Source organism: Pseudothermotoga hypogea DSM 11164 = NBRC 106472 (genome assembly GCF_000816145.1).
Classification (GTDB): Bacteria; Thermotogota; Thermotogae; order Thermotogales; family DSM-5069; genus Pseudothermotoga_A; species Pseudothermotoga_A hypogea.
The window spans coordinates 1,797,326-1,815,605 of the sequence record NZ_CP007141.1 but is presented as its reverse complement, the minus strand read 5'-3'; the positions used below and the strand labels follow the sequence as shown (position 1 = coordinate 1,815,605).

The following is an 18,280-nucleotide window of genomic DNA, read 5'->3' as shown; positions in this document are numbered from 1 at the left end:
TTGATTGCGTTGGATCTTCAAAGGATGGCGGAGATATTCAAAGTTCTGTCTCACCCAACGCGACTGAAGGTTGTGTTGCTTTTGAAAGAACACGGGCGAATGTGCGTGTGTGAGCTCATGTCGCATCTGAACACGACCCAGTCGAACCTTTCTCAACACCTCGCGGTCCTGAGGCTGACTGGATTAGTTGAATCACAGAAGACTGGAAACACGATTCATTACAGACTCGCAGAGAACGAATTTCTGCTACATCTTTTGAACGACGTTGAGAGTTTCTTAACCAAGGAGATGACGCTGAGTGAGTGAACTGAAGATCTTTCTGCTCATCGCACTGGTTTTTGTACTTTTCTACTTTGTACCTTTCGACTCTCCGATCGTCGCTCAAAGCATCCTCAACGGCTTTAAAATGCTCAACGACTATGCCAGACAGCACGTTCTGTTGTGCTTGGTCCCTGCGTTCTTCATCGCCGGTACGATATCTGCGATGCTTAGAAAAGATGCTGTTCTCAAACTTCTTGGTCCGAACGCGAAAAGATTCGTATCCTATCCAGTTGCGGCGGTGAGTGGAGCAATCTTGGCGGTCTGTTCCTGCACGATTCTTCCGCTTTTTGGAGGTATATACAAGAAAGGTGCTGGGATAGGACCGGCCACCACGTTCCTCTTCGCTGGTCCTGCCATAAACGTCGCGGCGATATTTCTGACTGCGCGCGTGCTTGGATGGGATTTGGGAATCGCAAGAATGCTTGCCACGATCACGGCTGCCGTTTTTATCGGATTGACCATGGAGCTTCTGTTCAGAGAGAAGGGAAGTGGTGGGTTCGTTACTGCTCAAGGGAATGAAGGTGATCTTCGCGGTGTGGTCTTCTTTCTCTTGCAACTGTCTTTCATGATCCTTGCGGGTTTGAGGATCAACAACAACGTGAAGAACGTTGGCTTGGGCTTGATAGGAGCTTCCACACTGATGATGGCAACGTTTGGTTTTGAAAGAGAAAAAACTAAGCTCTGGCTTTCTGAAACTTGGGACTTTGCCAAGAAGATCTTACCCTATCTCTTCGTTGGAGTGTTTCTTGCGGGTGTGATCACCAAGCTCTTACCAGAGGAGATCGTCGTCCGTCTGCTTGGAAGAAACGATCTTTGGTCGACTTTAGTGGCCTCGGTGATAGGTGCATTCATGTACTTCGCAACCTTGACAGAAGTTCCCATCGTTCAAGCACTCAGAGAACTTGGAATGGCGAAAGGTCCAACGCTCGCTCTGCTCATGGCTGGAAACTCGTTGAGTCTGCCGAGCATGATCGTGATAACGAAGTTGCTCGGAAAGAAGAAGGCGTTCACGTACTTCGCCTTGGTGGTGCTGTTCTCCACAATTTTTGGAATGTTGTACGGAGTCGTGGATTGAAAAACTCGAAGGAGGGATCTCGAATGGCTAAAAAAGTGGAAGTGTTCGGCAAAGGGTGCGCGAGGTGCAAGCAGACTATCAAGATCATGGAGACGGCGATTAAGGAACTCGGTGTGGATGCCGTAGTGGAGAAAGTGGAGGATATCAACGAGATCGTAAGCCGCGGGATCGTCGCAACACCCGCCATAGCGGTGGATGGAAAAATCGTGCTCACCGGTAAGATACCCACATTGGAGGAAGCAAAGGAGATTTTGATGCAAAACTGAGAGTTTTGTGAAAAGTCATATCGGGCGGCTATCTTGTCAGCCGCCTTTTTATTTGTGCTTAAGTGTGCTCGCGACAGCTCATTTCAGACGAGCGCTTTGACAAATCTTATAGAATAGGCGACGTCCGTTAGGTAGGCAGATTTTTATTGGCGTGGTGCCTCAGGAAAATCTTGGCTAACGGCAACACTGCAAAGAGCATCTTCATCTTCGCCATTCTGTTTGTGGGATGAGGGTGAGTGATAATTTTCTCACCGCCTCATGCTGGTTGCTTACGAAAGGGATGTGATGAGTGTGAGGTAGCTTTTTGGTGGAATCAGTTGTTCTAAGTGAGTGTGGCGAACGCAATATAATGTACCTTATATTGCACACAGCAACGGTGAGTGTTACCCTGCTGCGGGCCCTCTCAGGTGTAGTCGTTTTCTCACTTAGGCTCTCATTGCTCAGGGACTAAACCAGCGAGTCAAGTTGATCTACAAAAGACGAGGTTGAGCAGCTGTGATAGAAATGGGGTGAGTAAAGGTGTGAGTCAGAAATGATTAAGACTGGAATGTTTTTATATATAACAGAATAGATCTTAGTAGGTGTGCCGGCAGGTATAGATATATTATGATTACAATAAGTACATGACAGGTCACGCTCTTAGATACAGCATTAAAGGATGACGTATTGACTATCTTGTCTTTACGGTTAAGAATCAGGCTACCTATACTGGCTTAAGAACATATAGTCTTATCATCATATGATTATTTCATAATATGTTCTATTTCTTGCCGGCCGTTGGCTTGATGAAGATCCTCGACGTTCGTTGATCTACGTATTGAGCATGTAGCAGCTCTTTCACGATGTTTGCTGCCGCTTTCACATACTTGGGACAGATTGTTTTGAATCTGTTTTCTTCTCTTGCTCTTTTCAACTCTTGTTCTTTGCTTATGTCGCATCCGAGCAATTCGGCACAGAGTATGGATCCATGTTCTGATCTGAAACGCTCGACAAACTCTTTCGATATCGCGTAAAGTTGTTCTCTGGCATCCTTGTCTGCGCTGTTCATTGATATACCAAGGACCATGAGAGCTCCTGAGACCACACCGCACACGCCGTTACATCGCGACATACCACCTCCAAAAGCTGCGGCAACTCTGAGCGCAATCGATTCTTCCAGACCGAAACTTGGCGCGAACGCTGCAAAAACAGACTGAGCACAATTGAAGCCCTGATCGAACAATTCCAGTGCTCTATCCGTCATACATAAACATCTCCTTTCTTGTCCTTTCTTGAAGTTTGGGACCAACACGATGAATTATTCTTCAACCCCAACGAGTTCCAGGAACACCGTCGTTCCAACGTTTAGTTTTGAGTGTATGGCCCATGTGACGTTCAGTCTCCGAAGGATGTGCTTGACGATCGCAAGTCCAAGCCCTGAACCAGAGATGCCTCTCACGTTCTTAGCCCGGTAGAAGCGGGCTGTGACGTTCTTGAGTTCCTGCTCCGGTATGCCAAGACCTTCGTCACGGACCGAGAGCAGATCCCCGATTGTCTTGATCTCCACGTGACTTGATTCCTTCGCATACTTCACGGCGTTCGAAATGAGGTTTCTGAGAACTATTTTTAACGCTTCTTCATCAGCCTCGATCATCATGTTGGTTTTTTCAAGCGATAGCGAGAGCCTTTTCTGAGCTATTCTCTGTTCGTACTCATGTACGACTTCTTTGAGGACCTGTCCAAGATCGATCTTGCGAACGAATGGTTGGTAGTTCTCCTGTTCTATCTTCGAAAGGAGTATGAGCTGTTCCAAGATGCGTTGCATCCTGTTCAAGTGTCGTTCCATTTTCAACAGATTTTCCTGAACACGGTCTCCTTCCTTGGCGAGTTCCAGAAGACCCATCACCGCGCTCAGTGGAGAGAACAGCTCGTGGGCGACTGCGTTCACAAAAAACGTTTTTGAGTCCGACAGGATCTGTTTTTCAGTCCACGGATCGCCCTCAGATGGATAGAAAACCAGCACGTCTGGTCTGATGAGAAGAACTGGTCTGTGCTCTTTGATGATCTCACCCCAACTTGTAGCCGACACCCCGTACCGTCACCAACCTTTCCTTGCCGATCTTCTTTCTCAGCGTGCTCATGTACACGTCCACGATTCGATCGCTCCTCTCAGATCCACGCCACACGTACTCGAGTATTTCGTACCGGCTGAAGACTCTCTTGGGATTTTGAAACATCAAAAGCAGTATGTCAAACTCTTTGCCGGAAAGACTGATCGCTTCTTCGCCTATCTGTAGAGCCCTCTGGTGCACGATGAGTTTCATGTCCTTGTAAGTCAAAACCTTCTCGAGACTGCCCTTTCGCCTCATCACCGCCCTCACCCTCGCAACGAGTTCTCTCGGGTTGAAAGGTTTGGTCACATAGTCGTCTGCGCCGAGCTCGAGACCCAAAATCCTGTTACGGTCCTCGCGTAACGCCGTCAGAACGATGATGAACGTTTCTGGGCACATGATCTTGATCGAAGAGATCTCATCCATGGCATCACCGTCGGGCAACAGTAGATCGAGCACGATCAGATCGACACAACTTTTTTCAAGTACTTCGTACATTTCTTCCAAACTCTTTGCGGTGAGGACCTCGTGTGAATCGAGCTTCAAATACCGACTGACCACTTCAAGTATGTCTTCTTCATCCTCTACAACCAACACACGCGCCACTTTCTCGATGCCTCCCGACCCAGATCATGCCACGAGTATGTTAAAGAATTTTGATACTACTACACACCCACTAAAACTTCTTCATTTTGAATGTCTTTGGACGAATTCGAAGGAGGTGTAGTTATGAAGAAGTGGTTGTTCGTTTTACTCATTGGTGTCGTGACTCTCATTGTGAACGCTCAAACTCTCGTGATCAAAGGCTCCAACACGGTTTATCCCATCGCACAGCTCTGGGTCGAGGAATTTCAAAAGATCCATCCGAATGTGGTCGTCACTCTGGAAGGAGCAGGTTCGACCACGGGAATCAAGGCGTTGTTCAACGAAACAACGGACATAGCGAACGCCAGTAGGTTCCTCAAACCGAGTGAGATCGAAGAGATGCAGAAAGCCGGCGGGTACTTCGTGCCCATCCTGATCGCTTACGACGCGCTCTCTGCCATAGTCCATCCAAGTCTGCCACTGGAAGACATATCTATAGAAACGCTGAAGAAGATCTACACCGGCGAGATCACCGAGTGGAACCAGGTTGATCCCAAGCTTCCGAAGAGACCAATCGTTGTTTACTCGAGGAACACCGCGAGTGGAACCTTCGAAACTTGGGTGGAAAAAGTTCTCGGTGGCGCCAAACTGAGCCCGAGAGTGCAGATGCTCGAATCCAGCCAAGCTGAGATCGAAAGCGTTGCGAAAAACCCCAACGCGATAGCTTACACGGGCATGGGTTACGTCACATCACAAGTTAAGGCTCTCAAGGTCAACGGTGTTGCAGCAAGTGTGGAGAACGTCATCAACGGAACGTACCCCATAAGTAGACCTCTGTTCGTCTTCATCGATCTGAAGCGTTTCAACTTTAGCTGGCCAACGGAAGGCGTGGTGGCCGATTACATCAGGTTCATTCTCTCACCCAAAGGGCAGAAAATAGTGAGAGAAGCAGGTTACGTTCCGGCGTACGGAACGGGTGAATGATGAGAAAAACGGTTTCTTTCATATTCGTTTCGCTCACGAGTTTGGCTGCCGTCGTCGTTGCGGCAGCTCTTTTCGCGATAGTGTTTTTCATCTTCAGCGAATCCGTCCCGGCGATCAAAGAAGTTGGGCTTGGTTTGTTCTCTCCCAACTGGTATCCCGTCTGGGAAGTGGAACCGGAGTTTGGGATCGGCACGATGCTTTTGAACTCTCTGATCCTTTCTGTCTGGACAAGCGTGTGGGTTTGGACCATCGGTCTCGGCGTGGCGATCTACCTACACAAGTACGCTTTGAACAAAGAGCGTGAGTTGATTCTGAGGGTTTTGGAATATGTGAGTGGTATTCCGTCAGTTGTTCTTGGGCTTTTCGGAGTATTGATCCTTGGAAACTGGTTCCTGCGTCTTGGCGCATGGTCGGCACAGAACTTCCTGAATGCATCCATCGTGCTCAGCGTATTGACGTTGCCGTTTATGGTGAGCTTGACGTTCCAATCTCTCGAAAAGGTACCAAGACAGCTCACAGAAGGTGCCATTGCGCTTGGGGCAAAGGATTTGGCGGTGACGTGGATCGAACTGAAACATGCAGCAGCAGGCATAGTCAACGCTATGCTCACTGTTTTCAACAGAATCTTTGGAGAAACCATGATCGTGCTTATGGTAGCTGGGGGTGCAAACATGTTGTTGAAGTCGCTTTTGGATCCAGTGAGGCCTTTAACTGCGACTCTGGGCAGTGAGATCGGTGAAGTTGCTGTCGGAAGCTTGCACTACAGCGTTCTATTCTTCATAGCTTTTCTTGTGCTCACTGGGTGCTTGATATTGAACGTACTCAGCAACATGATCACCAGAAAACTCGAACGATGGATCAAGGGCTGATCGTATGAGATGGACTTTGAGAATCCTAAGCTATGCAGTCTTTCTCGCAATGTTGTTTGTTCTGGTGAGCATCGTTGTTTCGGGTCTGCCGTACCTTTTCAGGCCAGGTTTCTTCACAGCGTGGCCGAGACGCGCGATGAGCGAGGGAGGAATATTCCCGATGCTTGTCGGTTCATTGATGCTCATGGCTTTAGTATTCGCAATCTCGATACCTGTCGGATTGGTTGGAACGATATTCTTGAGCGAGATAGCGCCAAGGAAGTTTTCGCTCTTCCTTCAGTCACTTGCGGCTACGATGAACAGTGTACCGTCGATAGTTTATGGTGTCTTTGGCCTCGCTCTCTTCTGCATCAAGCTCAATTTTGGAACTTCCTTGATCTCCGCTTCTCTGACACTCTCCACCATGTCCATACCGTTCTTCATGAACAGCGCCGTGGAGTTTTTAAGGGCCGTACCAAAGGAGCTGAGAGAAGGTGTGATATCTCTCGGTGCGAACAAACTCCAAGCAACGTTGATGGTTTTGAGAGCCAGCAGAAACGGTATCTTGACGAGCCTGATGCTCACGCTTGGGAGAGCTTTCAGCGAGACTGCTCCTATTTTGGTTACGGGAGCCGTTTTCTACTCTACAAGATTGCTGGGCAAACTGACAGATCCAGTTATGACGCTTCCCACGAGCATCTATGCGATCGTGATGAATCTGGGAGAGAGTTCGCAGTGGATGGCAAAGGGCATGGCCAGTTTGATGGTATTGATCATGATGTTTATCTATTCCGTAGTGCAGATAACAAGGAGGAATAAACGTGAGTGAAGTTGTGTTTGAGATAAAAAACCTATACGCTTTCTACAACGATCACTGTGCGTTGCAAAATGTGAACTTGAAAATAAGAGAGAAAGGCATAACTGCGATCATGGGGCCTTCTGGATGCGGAAAAAGCACGTTGCTCAGATGTTTGAACAGGCTCAACGATCTGATCGTTGGTTTCTCTCTGAAGGGACAGATTCTGTTCAGAGGACAGGACATATACCGGATCAAAGATCTCACAGAATACAGGAGAAGAGTTACCATGGTTTTTCAAAAACCAAACCCTTTCCCAATGTCGATCTTCGATAACATCGCGTACGGTTTGAGAATACACGGCGTTACAAAGAAAAGCATCTTGAGAGAGAAGGTTGAGCAAGCCTTGCGCATGGCGGCTCTGTGGGATGAAGTGAAGGATAAACTGAAAAAGCCTGCGGTTCAACTTTCGGGAGGTCAGCAACAGAGACTGTGCATCGCAAGGGCGTTGGCTGTGGAACCTGAAGTCTTGTTGCTGGATGAGCCCACCAGTGCGCTCGATCCGATAGCCACGACGAAGATCGAAAGGTTGCTCGAAGAACTCGCCCAGCAATACACTGTGGTCATAGTCACACACAGCATGGGACAGGCACTCAGGATAAGCGACGAGGTAGTGTTCCTCTACGAGGGTCGACTCATAGAAAACGGAGAGACGTCCGCCATCGTGAAGATGCCAAGGCACGAAGTCACGAAGCAATTCCTGACGGGTAAAATAGGCTGAGGAGGAAAACGACGTGACAGAGAGGACTTTACATTACGAAAAAGAAATGCTCTTTCTGAACAGCAAACTCATGGAATTCGTCGACGGTGTAGAAGATTTCTTTGAAAAAACTCTCTACGCTGTTAAATCGGGCGATGAGAGGATCATTGCTGAGATAGAACAGATGGACGATTACTTCGATGAACTCGATGTGCAGATTCAGTTGACGGCCTTTGACGTGATCGCGAAGTATCAACCGCTCGCGGAAGATTTGAGGTTCGTCGTTGCGATGATAGGTCTCTCAATAGATTTGGAGAGGATTGCGGACGAATGTGTCAACATCGCGCGGTTGAGCCGACAGGTTCAAAGGAGTCTGGAAAGTTTCTCGAGTTGGGAGACCCTGAATCAGATGATGAGGATCATCAGCGTCATGCTTCAGCAGACAGTCGATGCGGTGAAACACAAGGATCTTGACCTTGCCATCAAGGTCTGGAAGAGAGACGATGAGGTTGACAAACTCCACAACGAAGGACACGACAACCTCATCGATTTGGCTTGCCACGAAACCAATCCAAGAATGATGAGAGTCTATCTGGAAGAAGCCTTCCTGATAAGACACCTCGAACGCATCGCGGACCATTTAACGAACATCTGCGAAAAGCTTTATTTCATGCAGACTGGAGAGCAACTCAAGAAAATCATGAGGCCCCAGCATTGAACAATCTTTCCTCCTTGGGATTCCTGCCGTCCTTAACTTGTCATAGTTGCCAAATCGTAACGTTCACTCAAGCCAAAGTAAAACAAATGGATTTAGCATTTAGTTGGCGATTGATACTTTTTTCACAAACAGGAGGTGGATCAAATGGCGAAGTATCAGGTGAGCAAATCCATCGATGTTCGAGGAGAAGTCTGCCCAATACCGGACGTTGAGACGAAGAGAGCCCTCAAGGACATGAAGCCTGGAGAGATACTCGAGGTGTGGATCGACTATCCCCTCTCTAAGGAAAGGATCCCGGAGACAGTGAAGAAACTCGGCCATGAGGTTCTCGAGATCGAGGAAGTCGGCAAGAGTGAATGGAAGATATACATCAAAGTTAAGTGAGAGCTGAGAGGAGGTAGAGATCGTGATCTGGACCGGACTCTTGATAGGGATCATCTTCGGCGTGATCCTTCAAAGAGGTAGAATCTGTTTCAATTCAGCCTTCAGGGACGTTCTCATCTTCAAAGACAACTATCTCATGAAACTCGCCGCCTTGGCGATCGCTCTGCAGTCGATCACACTGTTGCTCTTCGCTCAGATGGGTGTTATAAAGCTTGCACCAATGCCTCTGAACTGGGTCGGTAACATCGTTGGTGGTTATATCTTCGGCCTTGGAATGGTCCTTGCCGGTGGTTGTGCCTCGGGTGTAACTTACAGAATCGGTGAGGGCATGACGACATCTTGGTTGGCAGGACTGATCTTCGGTCTGACCGCGCAGGCTACCAGTAGTGGCTTGTTCTCGAATTGGAGGAACTGGCTCACAAACTTCAGCGTGACGGTGACGCCCAACAGCACTGTTTATGCACCAAAAGTTGGGCCCAGTTTGGCCACGATCTTCAACGTGAATCCGTGGATCGTAACATTGATCTTTGCCGCAATCTTACTGTGGTATGCCTTTGGAACAAAGACGTCCCAGCGCGAGACAAAATTGAACTGGATTTGGGCCGCGATCTTGATCGCGATTCTTCAACCCATAGCTTGGTGGGCGAGTGCTGCGACTGGCAGAAACTACGGCTTGGGCATCACAGGTGGTTGGACAAACATACTGTCCGTCTACACCACCAACAAGCAAGTGAACTGGATCGGCGCCGAAGTGTTGGGTATCATCATTGGTGCGATGATTTCTGCTATCGCAGCGAAGGAGTTCAAGCTCCGCATGCCAAGAGATCCGAAGACTTATCTACAAGTCATGGTGGGCGGGGCACTCATGGGATTCGGCGCAGTAACCGCGGGTGGATGCAATATAGGCCATTTCTTGACTGGTGTTCCTACGCTTGCAATCTCGTCAATCTTGACCTCGATCTTCTTCATCCTTGGGAACTGGACAATGGCTTGGCTCTTGTTCGGTAGGGAGAGATGAGTTATGAAGATAACGATCCAAGTGATGGTACCTCCTTACACGTACGAAGATTTGGACACGGCACTCAAGATAGCCGAAGCGGCAGTAGAAAAGGGACACGAAGTGAATCTGTTTCTTTTCGCGGACTCAGTGCTGTGCATCAACAAGAACATCAAACCATTGCGGGTAGATAGAAACATCCCCAGCAAGATCAAAGATATGATAGCTGCGGGTAAAATCAAAGTTGACATCTGCGGTATATGCATGGATTACAGGGGCATCACAGCAGAGATGATCGTGGACGGTGCAAATCCCAGCGGCTTACCAGAGCTCGCAGAGTTGCTCGCGACCAGCGATCGTTTCATAAACCTCATGGCTTGAGGTGATAGATGATGAAGAAGCTGTTGTTCGTGGCGTATCAATCTCCCGTGGGTAGTATATGGGTGAACGAAGCCTTCAGAACCGCATTTGGTATGTACGGTGAAGATTTGGAGCCCGCCGTGCTCTTGTTGGACGAGGCGTGCGTTGCGGTTTCTAAGAACACGAAGCCAGAAATGCTTGGTCTACTTCCACTTTCCATTTGCCACAGATACATAAGGAATTACGGCACGCCTGTTTATGTTGTGAAAGAAGATCTCGAAAAATTCAGGGTGAAAGAGATCGATGAAAACTTTGCACCAAAGATCATCAACAAAGATCAACTTACTGAGCTCTTCCAACAGTTCGATCACGTCATTTTCATGTGAGAGGTGATGAACGTGGCTTTGATCATTGTGAAGTATGGCCCAAACAACCCAGCAGAGAAAATAAAACTTGAAACTGCCACAGAAAACGACGACGTCGTGCTGCTGCAGAATGGTGTATACTGGATCTTGCAGGACGTAAAGAAATACACCAAAGCGAACGTTTACGCCTTGAGGGATGATTTCTTGGCTCGCGGCTATGATGAGTCAGATTCGAGCGTTCCACTGATAAGCTATGCACAATTAGTCGAGCTTATTGAAAAGCATCCCAAATCGATCGGTTAAAATTCATTCGATAGTGGGCGCGCGGGCCAAAGAGCCCGCGCTTTTTTGAAACGGAGTGAAGGATCTTGAATAACAACGAGTTGGTAGAATTCTTCAAACTGCTTGCAAATCAGAGACGACTCGAAATACAGATGCTCTTGAACGAAAGTTGCATGACAGCTAACGAGGTCGCGAAGAGTTTGAAGATGGACATCTCAACGGCTTTCAGATATCTCGATCAGATGGCTCGTAAGGGCCTTTTGAGGGTGATCCACACTAAGGACGGTGACAGATTTGACCTCGCCTCTGAACACATCATGCACATTCTCGAAGAAGCGTCGATGCTCTTGAAAAAACCCGGAATATTCAGCGGAAACGCAGTTTTTCATTACAGCGTCGATACGAAAGAACTGCCAAAACCAGACATCGTTTTAGACGTGCGTGGAGAAATGTGTCCTATACCCGATCTACAGACAAGGAACCAACTGACGAAAATGCAGCCAGGCCAGATACTCATGGTAATCCTGGATTATCCCATATCGAAAGAACGAATCTTGAATCACTGTAAAAAACAAGCTTACACAGTGTGGATTGCTGAAAAAGGTGCCGACTGCGTGCTCTGCATACAAAAACCTATCGAATATCGAAAAGATTGAAGGATCATCGTACACGTGTTTTCAACAGCTTTCCAGCAAGCTTCATTCCGATCTGAGAAAACTCAGTATCTCGCCAACATCGGGAAGTTGTTTGATCGGATACACTTTCATCCAGATAACCTTGCCCTCTTCGTCTATCAGCACGTTTGCCCTCTCGGAAAAGCCATCCTTGTCTCGAAATATGCCGAAGGCTTTGGCAACTTCTCCGTGTGGCCAGAAATCTGAAAGGATTCGCAGCTTTTTCAGTCCCAGCGCGTCAGCCCAAGCCTTCTTACTTGGAACAGGATCGACACTGATGCCAAGCGGTACGACCTTCAAACTCTCAAATTCTTCGTACGCGAGCTCCAAAGATTTCATCTGATCCGCACAGACTGATGTCCAGGCCAAAGGATGAAAAGACAGAAGCACCTTCCTGCCTTTCAAACTCGAGAGCTGAATCAGATTGCCATCCTGGTCTTTCAGAGTGAAGTCGGGTGCTGTCGAACCAACCATCAACATGGTTTCACCTCCACTGTTTGGGTGAGAAGTTGCTGACACGTTCGCGAAGATTTTTTCAACATGGGCCACATGAATTGCATTCACGATTACAGTATAACACATTTTATGAGGTAATGAAATTAGAAATTCATCCACTTTGGGTTTGAACTTAGAAGATTTGACCTTGGTCTCGCAGCGCAGGTGAAAACGATTGGCGTCGATGTTAGAATAGTTCCGTTCACGAACTGGTGTGTTAGATCCGGAGGTGTTTTTGATGGAAACGACGCACAAAAGTGTCGCAACTCTGCTCGGAGATCCAAAGAAGGCCATACTGAGAATGTCAGGCCCCATGATGCTGGCCATGCTTATGCAAACTCTCTACAACCTTGTAGATGCGATCTGGGTTGCGGGGCTTGGACCGAACGCGCTCGCGGCGGTCGGAGGTTTCTTTCCGATCTTCATGATCATTATCTCTCTCGCAGCGGGTCTGGGAATAGGTGCGAACGCTGTGGTCGCCCAAAGGATCGGCGCCCGGGATAAAGCCGGGGCAGAAAATGCGGCGAAGACAGCCGTGGTGCTTGTGATCCTGCTTGGAGCAACCATGACTCTACTTTCCCTGATATTCATAAAACCTGCTCTGATTCTGATGGGGCAATCGGACGACGTACTTCAGCTCTGTTTAGAGTATTCCTACATAATACTGCCCTTCACGATCGTATTCATGCTGACGAACCTGGCCAACGCGATCCTCCGAGCCGAGGGCGACGCCAAGCGTGCCATGGTTGTGATCGTCGTCGGATCCATTCTGAACATGGTACTCGATCCGGTACTCATCTACTCTTTCAAACTGCACGTTGCTGGTGCAGCGTATGCGACTGTGATCTCTGCTTCGGTGGGGCTTTTCATGAGCATCTACTGGTTTCTGATTCGGAAAAGCACGTATTTGAGTCTCAGTTTTGACAAGCGTCACCTCGATCTGTCCTTCTTGTGGAAGATTCTCTCGATTGGAATTCCTGCATCTCTTGCTCAATTATCCATGTCCGTGGCGATCTTCATACTCAACAGATTTGCGTCCATCGCCGCTGGAGCGAAAGGGCTCGCCGTCTTCACGAGCGCCTGGAGGATCATCAACTTCGGTACCATTCCAATGCTTGGAATAGCTGCCGCCGTAACGTCCGTGGTTGGAGCAGCTTACGGAGCAAGAGACATCGACAAACTTGAAAAAGCGCAGATGTACGCAATCAAGCTTGGCTTGATCATAGGCATCTGTGTCATGGCGATAATACAGATTTTTTCAAAACAAATAGCCTTTCTGTTTGCCTATTCGAGCGAAGGTGGTGTCATATTCCACGACATTGTCAGTGCATTGAGAGCTCTCAGTCTTTTCTTACCGGGTACACCTTTCGGTATGTTCACATCGGCGATGTTTCAAGGTATTGGTCATGGAGTGAAGAGTCTGGTCGTTACCATATTCAGAACTCTCATAATGCAGGTGTTCTTCTGCTGGCTCTTCGTCAACGTCATGAAGATTGGATTGGAAGGCGTCTGGTGGGGCATCGTGATAGGAAATCTTACGAACGCTGTGGTCGCCTTCAGCTGGGGCAAGAGTATTGTTCGAAATCTCAAGCGAAACAAATCGCTATAATAAACTGGGTGAAAGCGTTGACAAAGCAAAGCAGATACACTCTCCTTCTTTACGTGTTGATCAATGTGAAGCTCTTTCTGTTCTACCTTTTTACGGTGGGCATCACGCGCGCGCAGAGTTACATCGTAAGTATTCTATGGTGTTCTATGCTGTGGGTGATCTTCATCACCTTCATCGAAAAGAAGCAGTTTGTGCTGTACTCTGTTCTCTCAGCTACGTTCATTGTGGATTATCTTTACTTTCAAAACTTTGGAACCTTGCCTTCGATCAAGCAGTTACTCTTGCTTCCACAACTTCCGAAGGTTGGTTCCAGCATAAAGTACTTCCTGAACCCTGTTTCCCTATCCTTCGTTGGGGATATACCTTTTTTGATATTGCTGGACAGAAAATTTCTGAAGAGCCTTTCAGATCGGGAAAAACCGTCACAGAAAATCGTGGTCGTGCTTGTGACACTTTGTCTGGCCTTCGCTTTTTTTCCGGCCTTCCTTCAAAATTTGAAGCCCATGCAGTTTTTCAACAGATACGGCTTGGTCGCTTACCACCTCTACGATCCTGTGTATCTGCTGGCGTTCGAAAAACAAGACTTCTTGGCGCCCCCTGCGTCCACGCAGTCCAAACCCGAATCGAACAAGAAGGCTTTCTCGGCCATAGCCAAGGACAGGAACGTGATCGTGATTCAGTTCGAATCGCTTCAAAATATCTTTCTTCAAAGATCCTACGATGGTCAAGCCATAACGCCAAACTTGAACGCCCTGCTCGAGAAGGATTCCATCTATTTCAGCAATTACTTTCAGCAGACTGGGACGGGGAACACTGCGGACGCAGAGTTCGTCACTTTGACATCCTTGCACGTGCCGGGGAATCATCCTGCGTACGAAACCTACAGCGATATCGAGCTGGATGGACTAATTCGCTTGCTCAAGAGAGCCGGATATTATACGGTTGCGTTTCATGGGAACGCTGAAAGTTTTTGGAACAGGGTGCAAGCGTACACGCACTTAGGATTCGACGATTTCGTGAGTTTGGAGGACCTGCATCAGGATGAGATCGTGGGCATGGGATTGAGTGATTTTTCTTTATACAGGCAAGCGGTCGAAGTGCTGAAGAAGTTGCCTCAACCATTCTTTGCTTTCGTCGTAACTCTGTCGAGCCACACACCGTTTATACTGCCGCAAGAGCTGAAGACACTAATGCTGGAACCAAAACATGTAAACACACTGTTCGGAAACTACCTTCAGGCGATTAACTACGCAGACCGCGCGTTTGGATATTTTTTGCAACTCTTGAAAGAATCAGGACTGTACGAAAAATCAATCATCGTGGTGTACGGCGATCACGCCGGATTGTACCCCTTCCACAAGGAAACGAAGATGCTGGTCAGTGAGTGGCTGAACGAGGAATACGATTTTCTCAAGGCGTTGAACGTGCCCTTGATCGTTCATGTACCGGGACTCGGCAAGAGTTACGAAGTGAAAAACGTTGGCGGACAGGTGGATTTCACTCCCACCATTCTCAACATGCTCGGACTGAAGTGTGATTTGGAGCTGTACGTCGGCAAGGACCTGTGCAATGACGAAAGCTTTGTCGCGTTCAGACACCACCTTCCGGATGGTTCCTTCTTCGATGGAGAAAGGCTTTTTGTGGTGTCCGAGGAAGGCACGATAAGAAAGAGCGTTGGAATCGACGTCAAAAGGAACGAACCGATGCCTTACTACGAATTCCTCGATGGATACCAGCGGGCTATCAAACAGATCGAAGTTTCAAGACATTTCTTGGAAAACTTGAAATCGAAAGGACCGGGTAACCTTGAGGCTCGATAGGTACCTCGCGAACAGTGGTGTTGGGACAAGGAACCAGGTGAAAAAGCTCATAAGGAATGGACACGTTTCAGTGAACGGTAAGATCGTGCGAGATCCATCGTTCAAAGTGAAAGAGAACGATGCTGTGGAGTGTCTGAATCAGCGTGTGGAACCACCCACACATATCTATCTGGCGCTGTATAAACCGACCGGATACGTTTGCGACAGAGTGGACGACGCGAACATTTTCGACTTGATCGTTCATGCCAAATTTCGAGAGCTCCACGTGGCCGGAAGGTTGGATAGAGACGTCGAAGGTCTGGTTATCCTGACCACGGACGGTTCGTTTACTCACCTGTTGATCGATCCAAAGTCACGCTTAGAGCGAGAGTATCTAGTGTGGGTGGAGGGAAAGATCGACGATGAAATGAAGCACAGGGTGGAGCTCGGGCTCGAATTGAAACAAGAACGCTTTGCGCCTGCGAAGATCGAAGAGGTGGAAGAAGGACTCGTCAGACTTGTCCTTACCGAGGGAAAATACCACGAGGTGAAAAGAATCATCACAGCGATTGGTTTGAGGTACAAAAGGATCGTACGAACCAGGTTCGAAAACATCACCCTTCAGGGCCTCACACCCGGTGAATACAGACAACTAAAGGACGAGGAAATCAAAGCGATCGTTCAAGTCGCAACGAAGAACAGGCTCAAATCACGACAGCTGAAAGGGCTATGAAAAGCTGACCAAGAAAGTACGCGGAGAGCACCACGAAGTTTCTCATTGGAAGCTTTTTGACGAACTTGTCCCAAGCCAGATACGAATCAGAGAACGCGAAGAGTATCGCACCGATCGGAATCAAGGTTCGTGCGTAGTATATCTCATGCTTCAACACGGCAAAACTCAAAGAAAGCATCGTCGCTATCATGACTGTGTAGAGCAGAACGGGGACCTTCATTTTTCCGAGATGGTTTTTTAGAAAGACGTACTGGAACAGAACGACAGCGTAAATGAGGACGAAAATCCACCAGGCGCTCGCTCCAAAGAGCTTAAAGAAGGCGATGGAATAGAGTAGGTGTGTCGTGAAAAACGCGAGCATGCCTTGAAAGAAAAGAGAATCGAACTCCAGAAAGACGTCTCCCATCAAGCTGAAGATCAATCCTGCGAAGATGAGCCATTCTGGTCCTTGTGCGTTGAGCATGGCGATGGTTGCAATTAGAGTCGTTGTGAGGCCTTTGACAACGATGCACAATTTGGAACGACCCTTCAGTAAGATCGTGGTCAACATCGAACCCAGAGAAGCAAAGAACAACCACAGAGTTAGCTTGAGTTTCACGTTCTTCCTCCAACTGTACTTTCGTTCAGCATCGTTCCTCGTCCCGAAAGCAGTCTTCTCAACCTTGTAACTGAGATAGCTCACACCCCTCAAGGGTTTGTTTGAAAACATGTGGTTCCATGTGCTGATGTAAACCACAGGCTTGCCGTTGAAATGTTCAAACTGATCCAACGACAGTTCCGCCTGATTGTGTAAGTTTTCAAGCTGGAAGTAAGTTTCACTGTCACAAAAGTCGTCGGGAAAATGAATTCGATCTGGGTAGAGGAAGAAGGTCTCTATATCGTAGAACCTGCCCCACTTGTAGAACCGATAGAGATCGTACAGCAAATCCGTCAAGGTATGAGGATGGTCTTCATCCCAGAAAACGATCGTGTATTCGATCCTATCACCGTGATCGTGGAGGAAAACTTCCTTGATGCCGTTCTTTCTGTCGAACTCTGGCAAGCGTAGTACAAGAGCCAGTCCGTAGATCGACAGCAAGCATAACATGACGATCAATTTTCTCAAAACCATGACTTCACCCCCAAACACAGTATGTAAGAGATGAGCCCAGCGACCAGAGGTGTTGCGACCCAGGCCAGCACAATGTTCACGACCGTTCGGCGATTGGACAACTTCGCACCCTTTGCGTATCCCAAACCTATCACCGCTCCCACGATCGCCTGCGAGGAGGAAACAGGAATGCCAACGAGACTGTAGATCCAGACAGTGATCGCCTGCGCCAGAACAGCGATCATGCCAGAGAAATGATCCAGCGCGACGATGTTTTTGCCCACAGTCATGACGACACCTTTGCTGAAAGTGATCATGCCCAAACCGATACACAGACCTCCAATCAAGGCAGCCTGAGTCACACTCAACATGTTACCAACCAAGGCACCTGTCACGTTGGCCACGTTGTTCGCTCCGAGCGCATAACAACCATAGAAACCGACAAGCCAGGAACCAACCGTTATGAATCTGTCCTGGATCTGGACCGACTTGATGCGGCGAAACACGATGGCCAAAAACTTGTACAGGAAAAAACTTATTACAGCTGCACCGGTCGGTGTGAGCACCCACACAACAACGAACTTCGACATGGCCATCCAGTTGACGTTCTCAAAGCCGAATCTCAGAATGTTGGTTCCCACGATACCTCCGAACACAGCCTGAGAAGTAGAAACGGGAAATTTGAGAAGCGTCATGATGGTGACCGTCAAGGCTGCGGAGAAGACAGCCAAAGCGCTGTCGAGCACCAGTCCAGTAGTGATGCTTGAGACGTTCAGAAGGCCTTCCGATCCACCCACGACGGCTCCGAGGACCACGAAGAGGGAACCAAAGATCATGGCGGGTTTGTGAGGTATCAACCCAGAAGCGATCGTTGGACCAAACACGTTAGCCGCATCGTTCGCCCCGAGCGACCAACCCAAGAAAATCGATGGAAGAAGGTACCACACGTGCCAACACTCCCGCCTCGGTTTTACGATACTGTGATAGATTTTACAGAAAAACGGCATTGATTGCAACATGTGAGCTTCTTCTATAATACCTTGGAGGGG

General features: G+C 48.2%; 23 protein-coding genes. 17 read left to right on the top strand and 6 right to left on the bottom strand.

Annotated features, from left to right (window positions below; all coding sequences use genetic code 11):
* The 3 genes from AJ81_RS08910 to AJ81_RS08900 are packed head-to-tail and all read left to right on the top strand — an operon-like array spanning position 1 to position 1,662.
* On the top strand, positions 1-306 hold the full coding sequence (locus tag AJ81_RS08910; RefSeq protein WP_144316867.1) for an ArsR/SmtB family transcription factor: 306 nt from the start codon (positions 1-3) through the stop codon (positions 304-306).
* Position 307: 1 nt separating this feature from the next.
* On the top strand, positions 308-1,396 hold the full coding sequence (locus AJ81_RS08905) for a permease (RefSeq protein ID WP_031505345.1): 1,089 nt from the start codon (positions 308-310) through the stop codon (positions 1,394-1,396).
* Positions 1,397-1,419: 23 nt separating this feature from the next.
* Positions 1,420-1,662: a thioredoxin family protein gene (locus AJ81_RS08900; RefSeq protein ID WP_031505343.1), complete on the top strand. Its 243-nt coding sequence runs from the start codon at positions 1,420-1,422 to the stop codon at positions 1,660-1,662.
* A 760-nt stretch (positions 1,663-2,422) separates the two neighbouring features.
* Here the strand turns inward: AJ81_RS08900 and AJ81_RS08895 are convergent.
* From AJ81_RS08895 to AJ81_RS08885, 3 genes are read right to left on the bottom strand one after another with little or no spacing between them, the layout of a single operon-like run.
* Positions 2,423-2,905, bottom strand: coding sequence for a C-GCAxxG-C-C family protein (locus tag AJ81_RS08895; protein ID WP_064462346.1), 483 nt, complete (start codon positions 2,903-2,905; stop codon positions 2,423-2,425).
* A gap of 54 nt (positions 2,906-2,959) precedes the next feature.
* Positions 2,960-3,730: a sensor histidine kinase gene (locus AJ81_RS08890; protein ID WP_231845470.1), complete on the bottom strand. Its 771-nt coding sequence runs from the start codon at positions 3,728-3,730 to the stop codon at positions 2,960-2,962.
* Positions 3,708-4,358: a response regulator transcription factor gene (locus AJ81_RS08885; RefSeq protein ID WP_031505339.1), complete on the bottom strand. Its 651-nt coding sequence runs from the start codon at positions 4,356-4,358 to the stop codon at positions 3,708-3,710. The genes AJ81_RS08890 and AJ81_RS08885 overlap by 23 nt, the downstream gene beginning before the upstream one ends.
* A gap of 123 nt (positions 4,359-4,481) precedes the next feature.
* Here AJ81_RS08885 and AJ81_RS08880 point away from each other — a divergent pair, with 123 nt between their 5' ends.
* The 11 genes from AJ81_RS08880 to AJ81_RS11050 all read left to right on the top strand — a co-directional run bounded on the left by AJ81_RS08880 (position 4,482) and on the right by AJ81_RS11050 (position 11,487).
* Positions 4,482-5,321, top strand: coding sequence for a phosphate ABC transporter substrate-binding protein PstS (locus AJ81_RS08880; RefSeq protein ID WP_031505336.1), 840 nt, complete (start codon positions 4,482-4,484; stop codon positions 5,319-5,321).
* Positions 5,321-6,190: a PstC family ABC transporter permease gene (locus AJ81_RS08875; protein WP_064462379.1), complete on the top strand. Its 870-nt coding sequence runs from the start codon at positions 5,321-5,323 to the stop codon at positions 6,188-6,190. The genes AJ81_RS08880 and AJ81_RS08875 overlap by 1 nt, the downstream gene beginning before the upstream one ends.
* Positions 6,191-6,194: 4 nt before the next feature.
* On the top strand, positions 6,195-6,998 hold the full coding sequence (locus AJ81_RS08870; protein WP_031505332.1) for a PstA family ABC transporter permease: 804 nt from the start codon (positions 6,195-6,197) through the stop codon (positions 6,996-6,998).
* Entirely contained in the window at positions 6,991-7,746 is a 756-nt protein-coding gene (gene pstB, locus AJ81_RS08865; protein ID WP_031505331.1) for a phosphate ABC transporter ATP-binding protein PstB, read from the top strand. The genes AJ81_RS08870 and pstB overlap by 8 nt, the downstream gene beginning before the upstream one ends.
* Before the next feature lie 13 nt (positions 7,747-7,759).
* Positions 7,760-8,443, top strand: coding sequence for a phosphate signaling complex protein PhoU (gene phoU, locus AJ81_RS08860; RefSeq protein ID WP_031505329.1), 684 nt, complete (start codon positions 7,760-7,762; stop codon positions 8,441-8,443).
* A 144-nt stretch (positions 8,444-8,587) separates the two neighbouring features.
* Positions 8,588-8,827 (top strand): sulfurtransferase TusA family protein, encoded by a 240-nt coding sequence (locus AJ81_RS08855; RefSeq protein WP_031505326.1) that lies wholly within the window; start codon positions 8,588-8,590, stop codon positions 8,825-8,827.
* 22 nt (positions 8,828-8,849) lie between these two features.
* A complete protein-coding gene (locus AJ81_RS08850) occupies positions 8,850-9,845 on the top strand; it encodes a YeeE/YedE family protein (RefSeq protein ID WP_031505324.1) in 996 nt (331 codons plus the stop codon).
* A 3-nt stretch (positions 9,846-9,848) separates the two neighbouring features.
* A complete protein-coding gene (locus tag AJ81_RS08845; protein ID WP_031505323.1) occupies positions 9,849-10,205 on the top strand; it encodes a DsrE/DsrF/TusD sulfur relay family protein in 357 nt (118 codons plus the stop codon).
* A gap of 11 nt (positions 10,206-10,216) precedes the next feature.
* A complete protein-coding gene (locus AJ81_RS08840) occupies positions 10,217-10,570 on the top strand; it encodes an intracellular sulfur oxidation protein (protein WP_031505322.1) in 354 nt (117 codons plus the stop codon).
* A 12-nt stretch (positions 10,571-10,582) separates the two neighbouring features.
* Positions 10,583-10,852 (top strand): sulfurtransferase complex subunit TusB, encoded by a 270-nt coding sequence (tusB, locus tag AJ81_RS08835; protein WP_031505320.1) that lies wholly within the window; start codon positions 10,583-10,585, stop codon positions 10,850-10,852.
* Between the two features lie 65 nt (positions 10,853-10,917).
* Positions 10,918-11,487, top strand: a complete 570-nt coding sequence (locus tag AJ81_RS11050; protein WP_051368770.1) for a sulfurtransferase TusA family protein — start codon at positions 10,918-10,920, stop codon at positions 11,485-11,487.
* Between the two features lie 42 nt (positions 11,488-11,529).
* Here AJ81_RS11050 and AJ81_RS08825 read toward each other — a convergent pair whose 3' ends face one another.
* The gene (locus AJ81_RS08825; protein ID WP_031505316.1) at positions 11,530-11,985 is read right to left on the bottom strand and encodes a peroxiredoxin; all 456 of its coding nucleotides are present in this window, start codon (positions 11,983-11,985) and stop codon (positions 11,530-11,532) included.
* A 253-nt stretch (positions 11,986-12,238) separates the two neighbouring features.
* On the opposite strand from AJ81_RS08825, the gene AJ81_RS08820 reads away from it, so the two are divergent.
* From AJ81_RS08820 to AJ81_RS08810, 3 genes are read left to right on the top strand one after another with little or no spacing between them, the layout of a single operon-like run.
* Complete coding sequence (locus tag AJ81_RS08820; protein ID WP_031505314.1) at positions 12,239-13,609, top strand: MATE family efflux transporter; 1,371 nt, start codon at positions 12,239-12,241, stop codon at positions 13,607-13,609.
* Positions 13,610-13,626: 17 nt separating this feature from the next.
* Complete coding sequence (locus AJ81_RS08815; RefSeq protein ID WP_031505313.1) at positions 13,627-15,429, top strand: LTA synthase family protein; 1,803 nt, start codon at positions 13,627-13,629, stop codon at positions 15,427-15,429.
* Complete coding sequence (locus AJ81_RS08810) at positions 15,416-16,141, top strand: pseudouridine synthase (RefSeq protein ID WP_051368769.1); 726 nt, start codon at positions 15,416-15,418, stop codon at positions 16,139-16,141. The genes AJ81_RS08815 and AJ81_RS08810 overlap by 14 nt, the downstream gene beginning before the upstream one ends.
* Here AJ81_RS08810 and AJ81_RS08805 read toward each other — a convergent pair.
* A complete protein-coding gene (locus AJ81_RS08805; protein ID WP_051368768.1) occupies positions 16,113-17,252 on the bottom strand; it encodes a lysoplasmalogenase in 1,140 nt (379 codons plus the stop codon). The two genes, AJ81_RS08810 and AJ81_RS08805, sit on opposite strands and share 29 nt — an antisense overlap.
* Complete coding sequence (locus AJ81_RS08800) at positions 17,243-18,178, bottom strand: inorganic phosphate transporter (RefSeq protein ID WP_031505308.1); 936 nt, start codon at positions 18,176-18,178, stop codon at positions 17,243-17,245. The genes AJ81_RS08805 and AJ81_RS08800 overlap by 10 nt, the downstream gene beginning before the upstream one ends.
* Positions 18,179-18,280 lie beyond the last annotated feature (102 nt).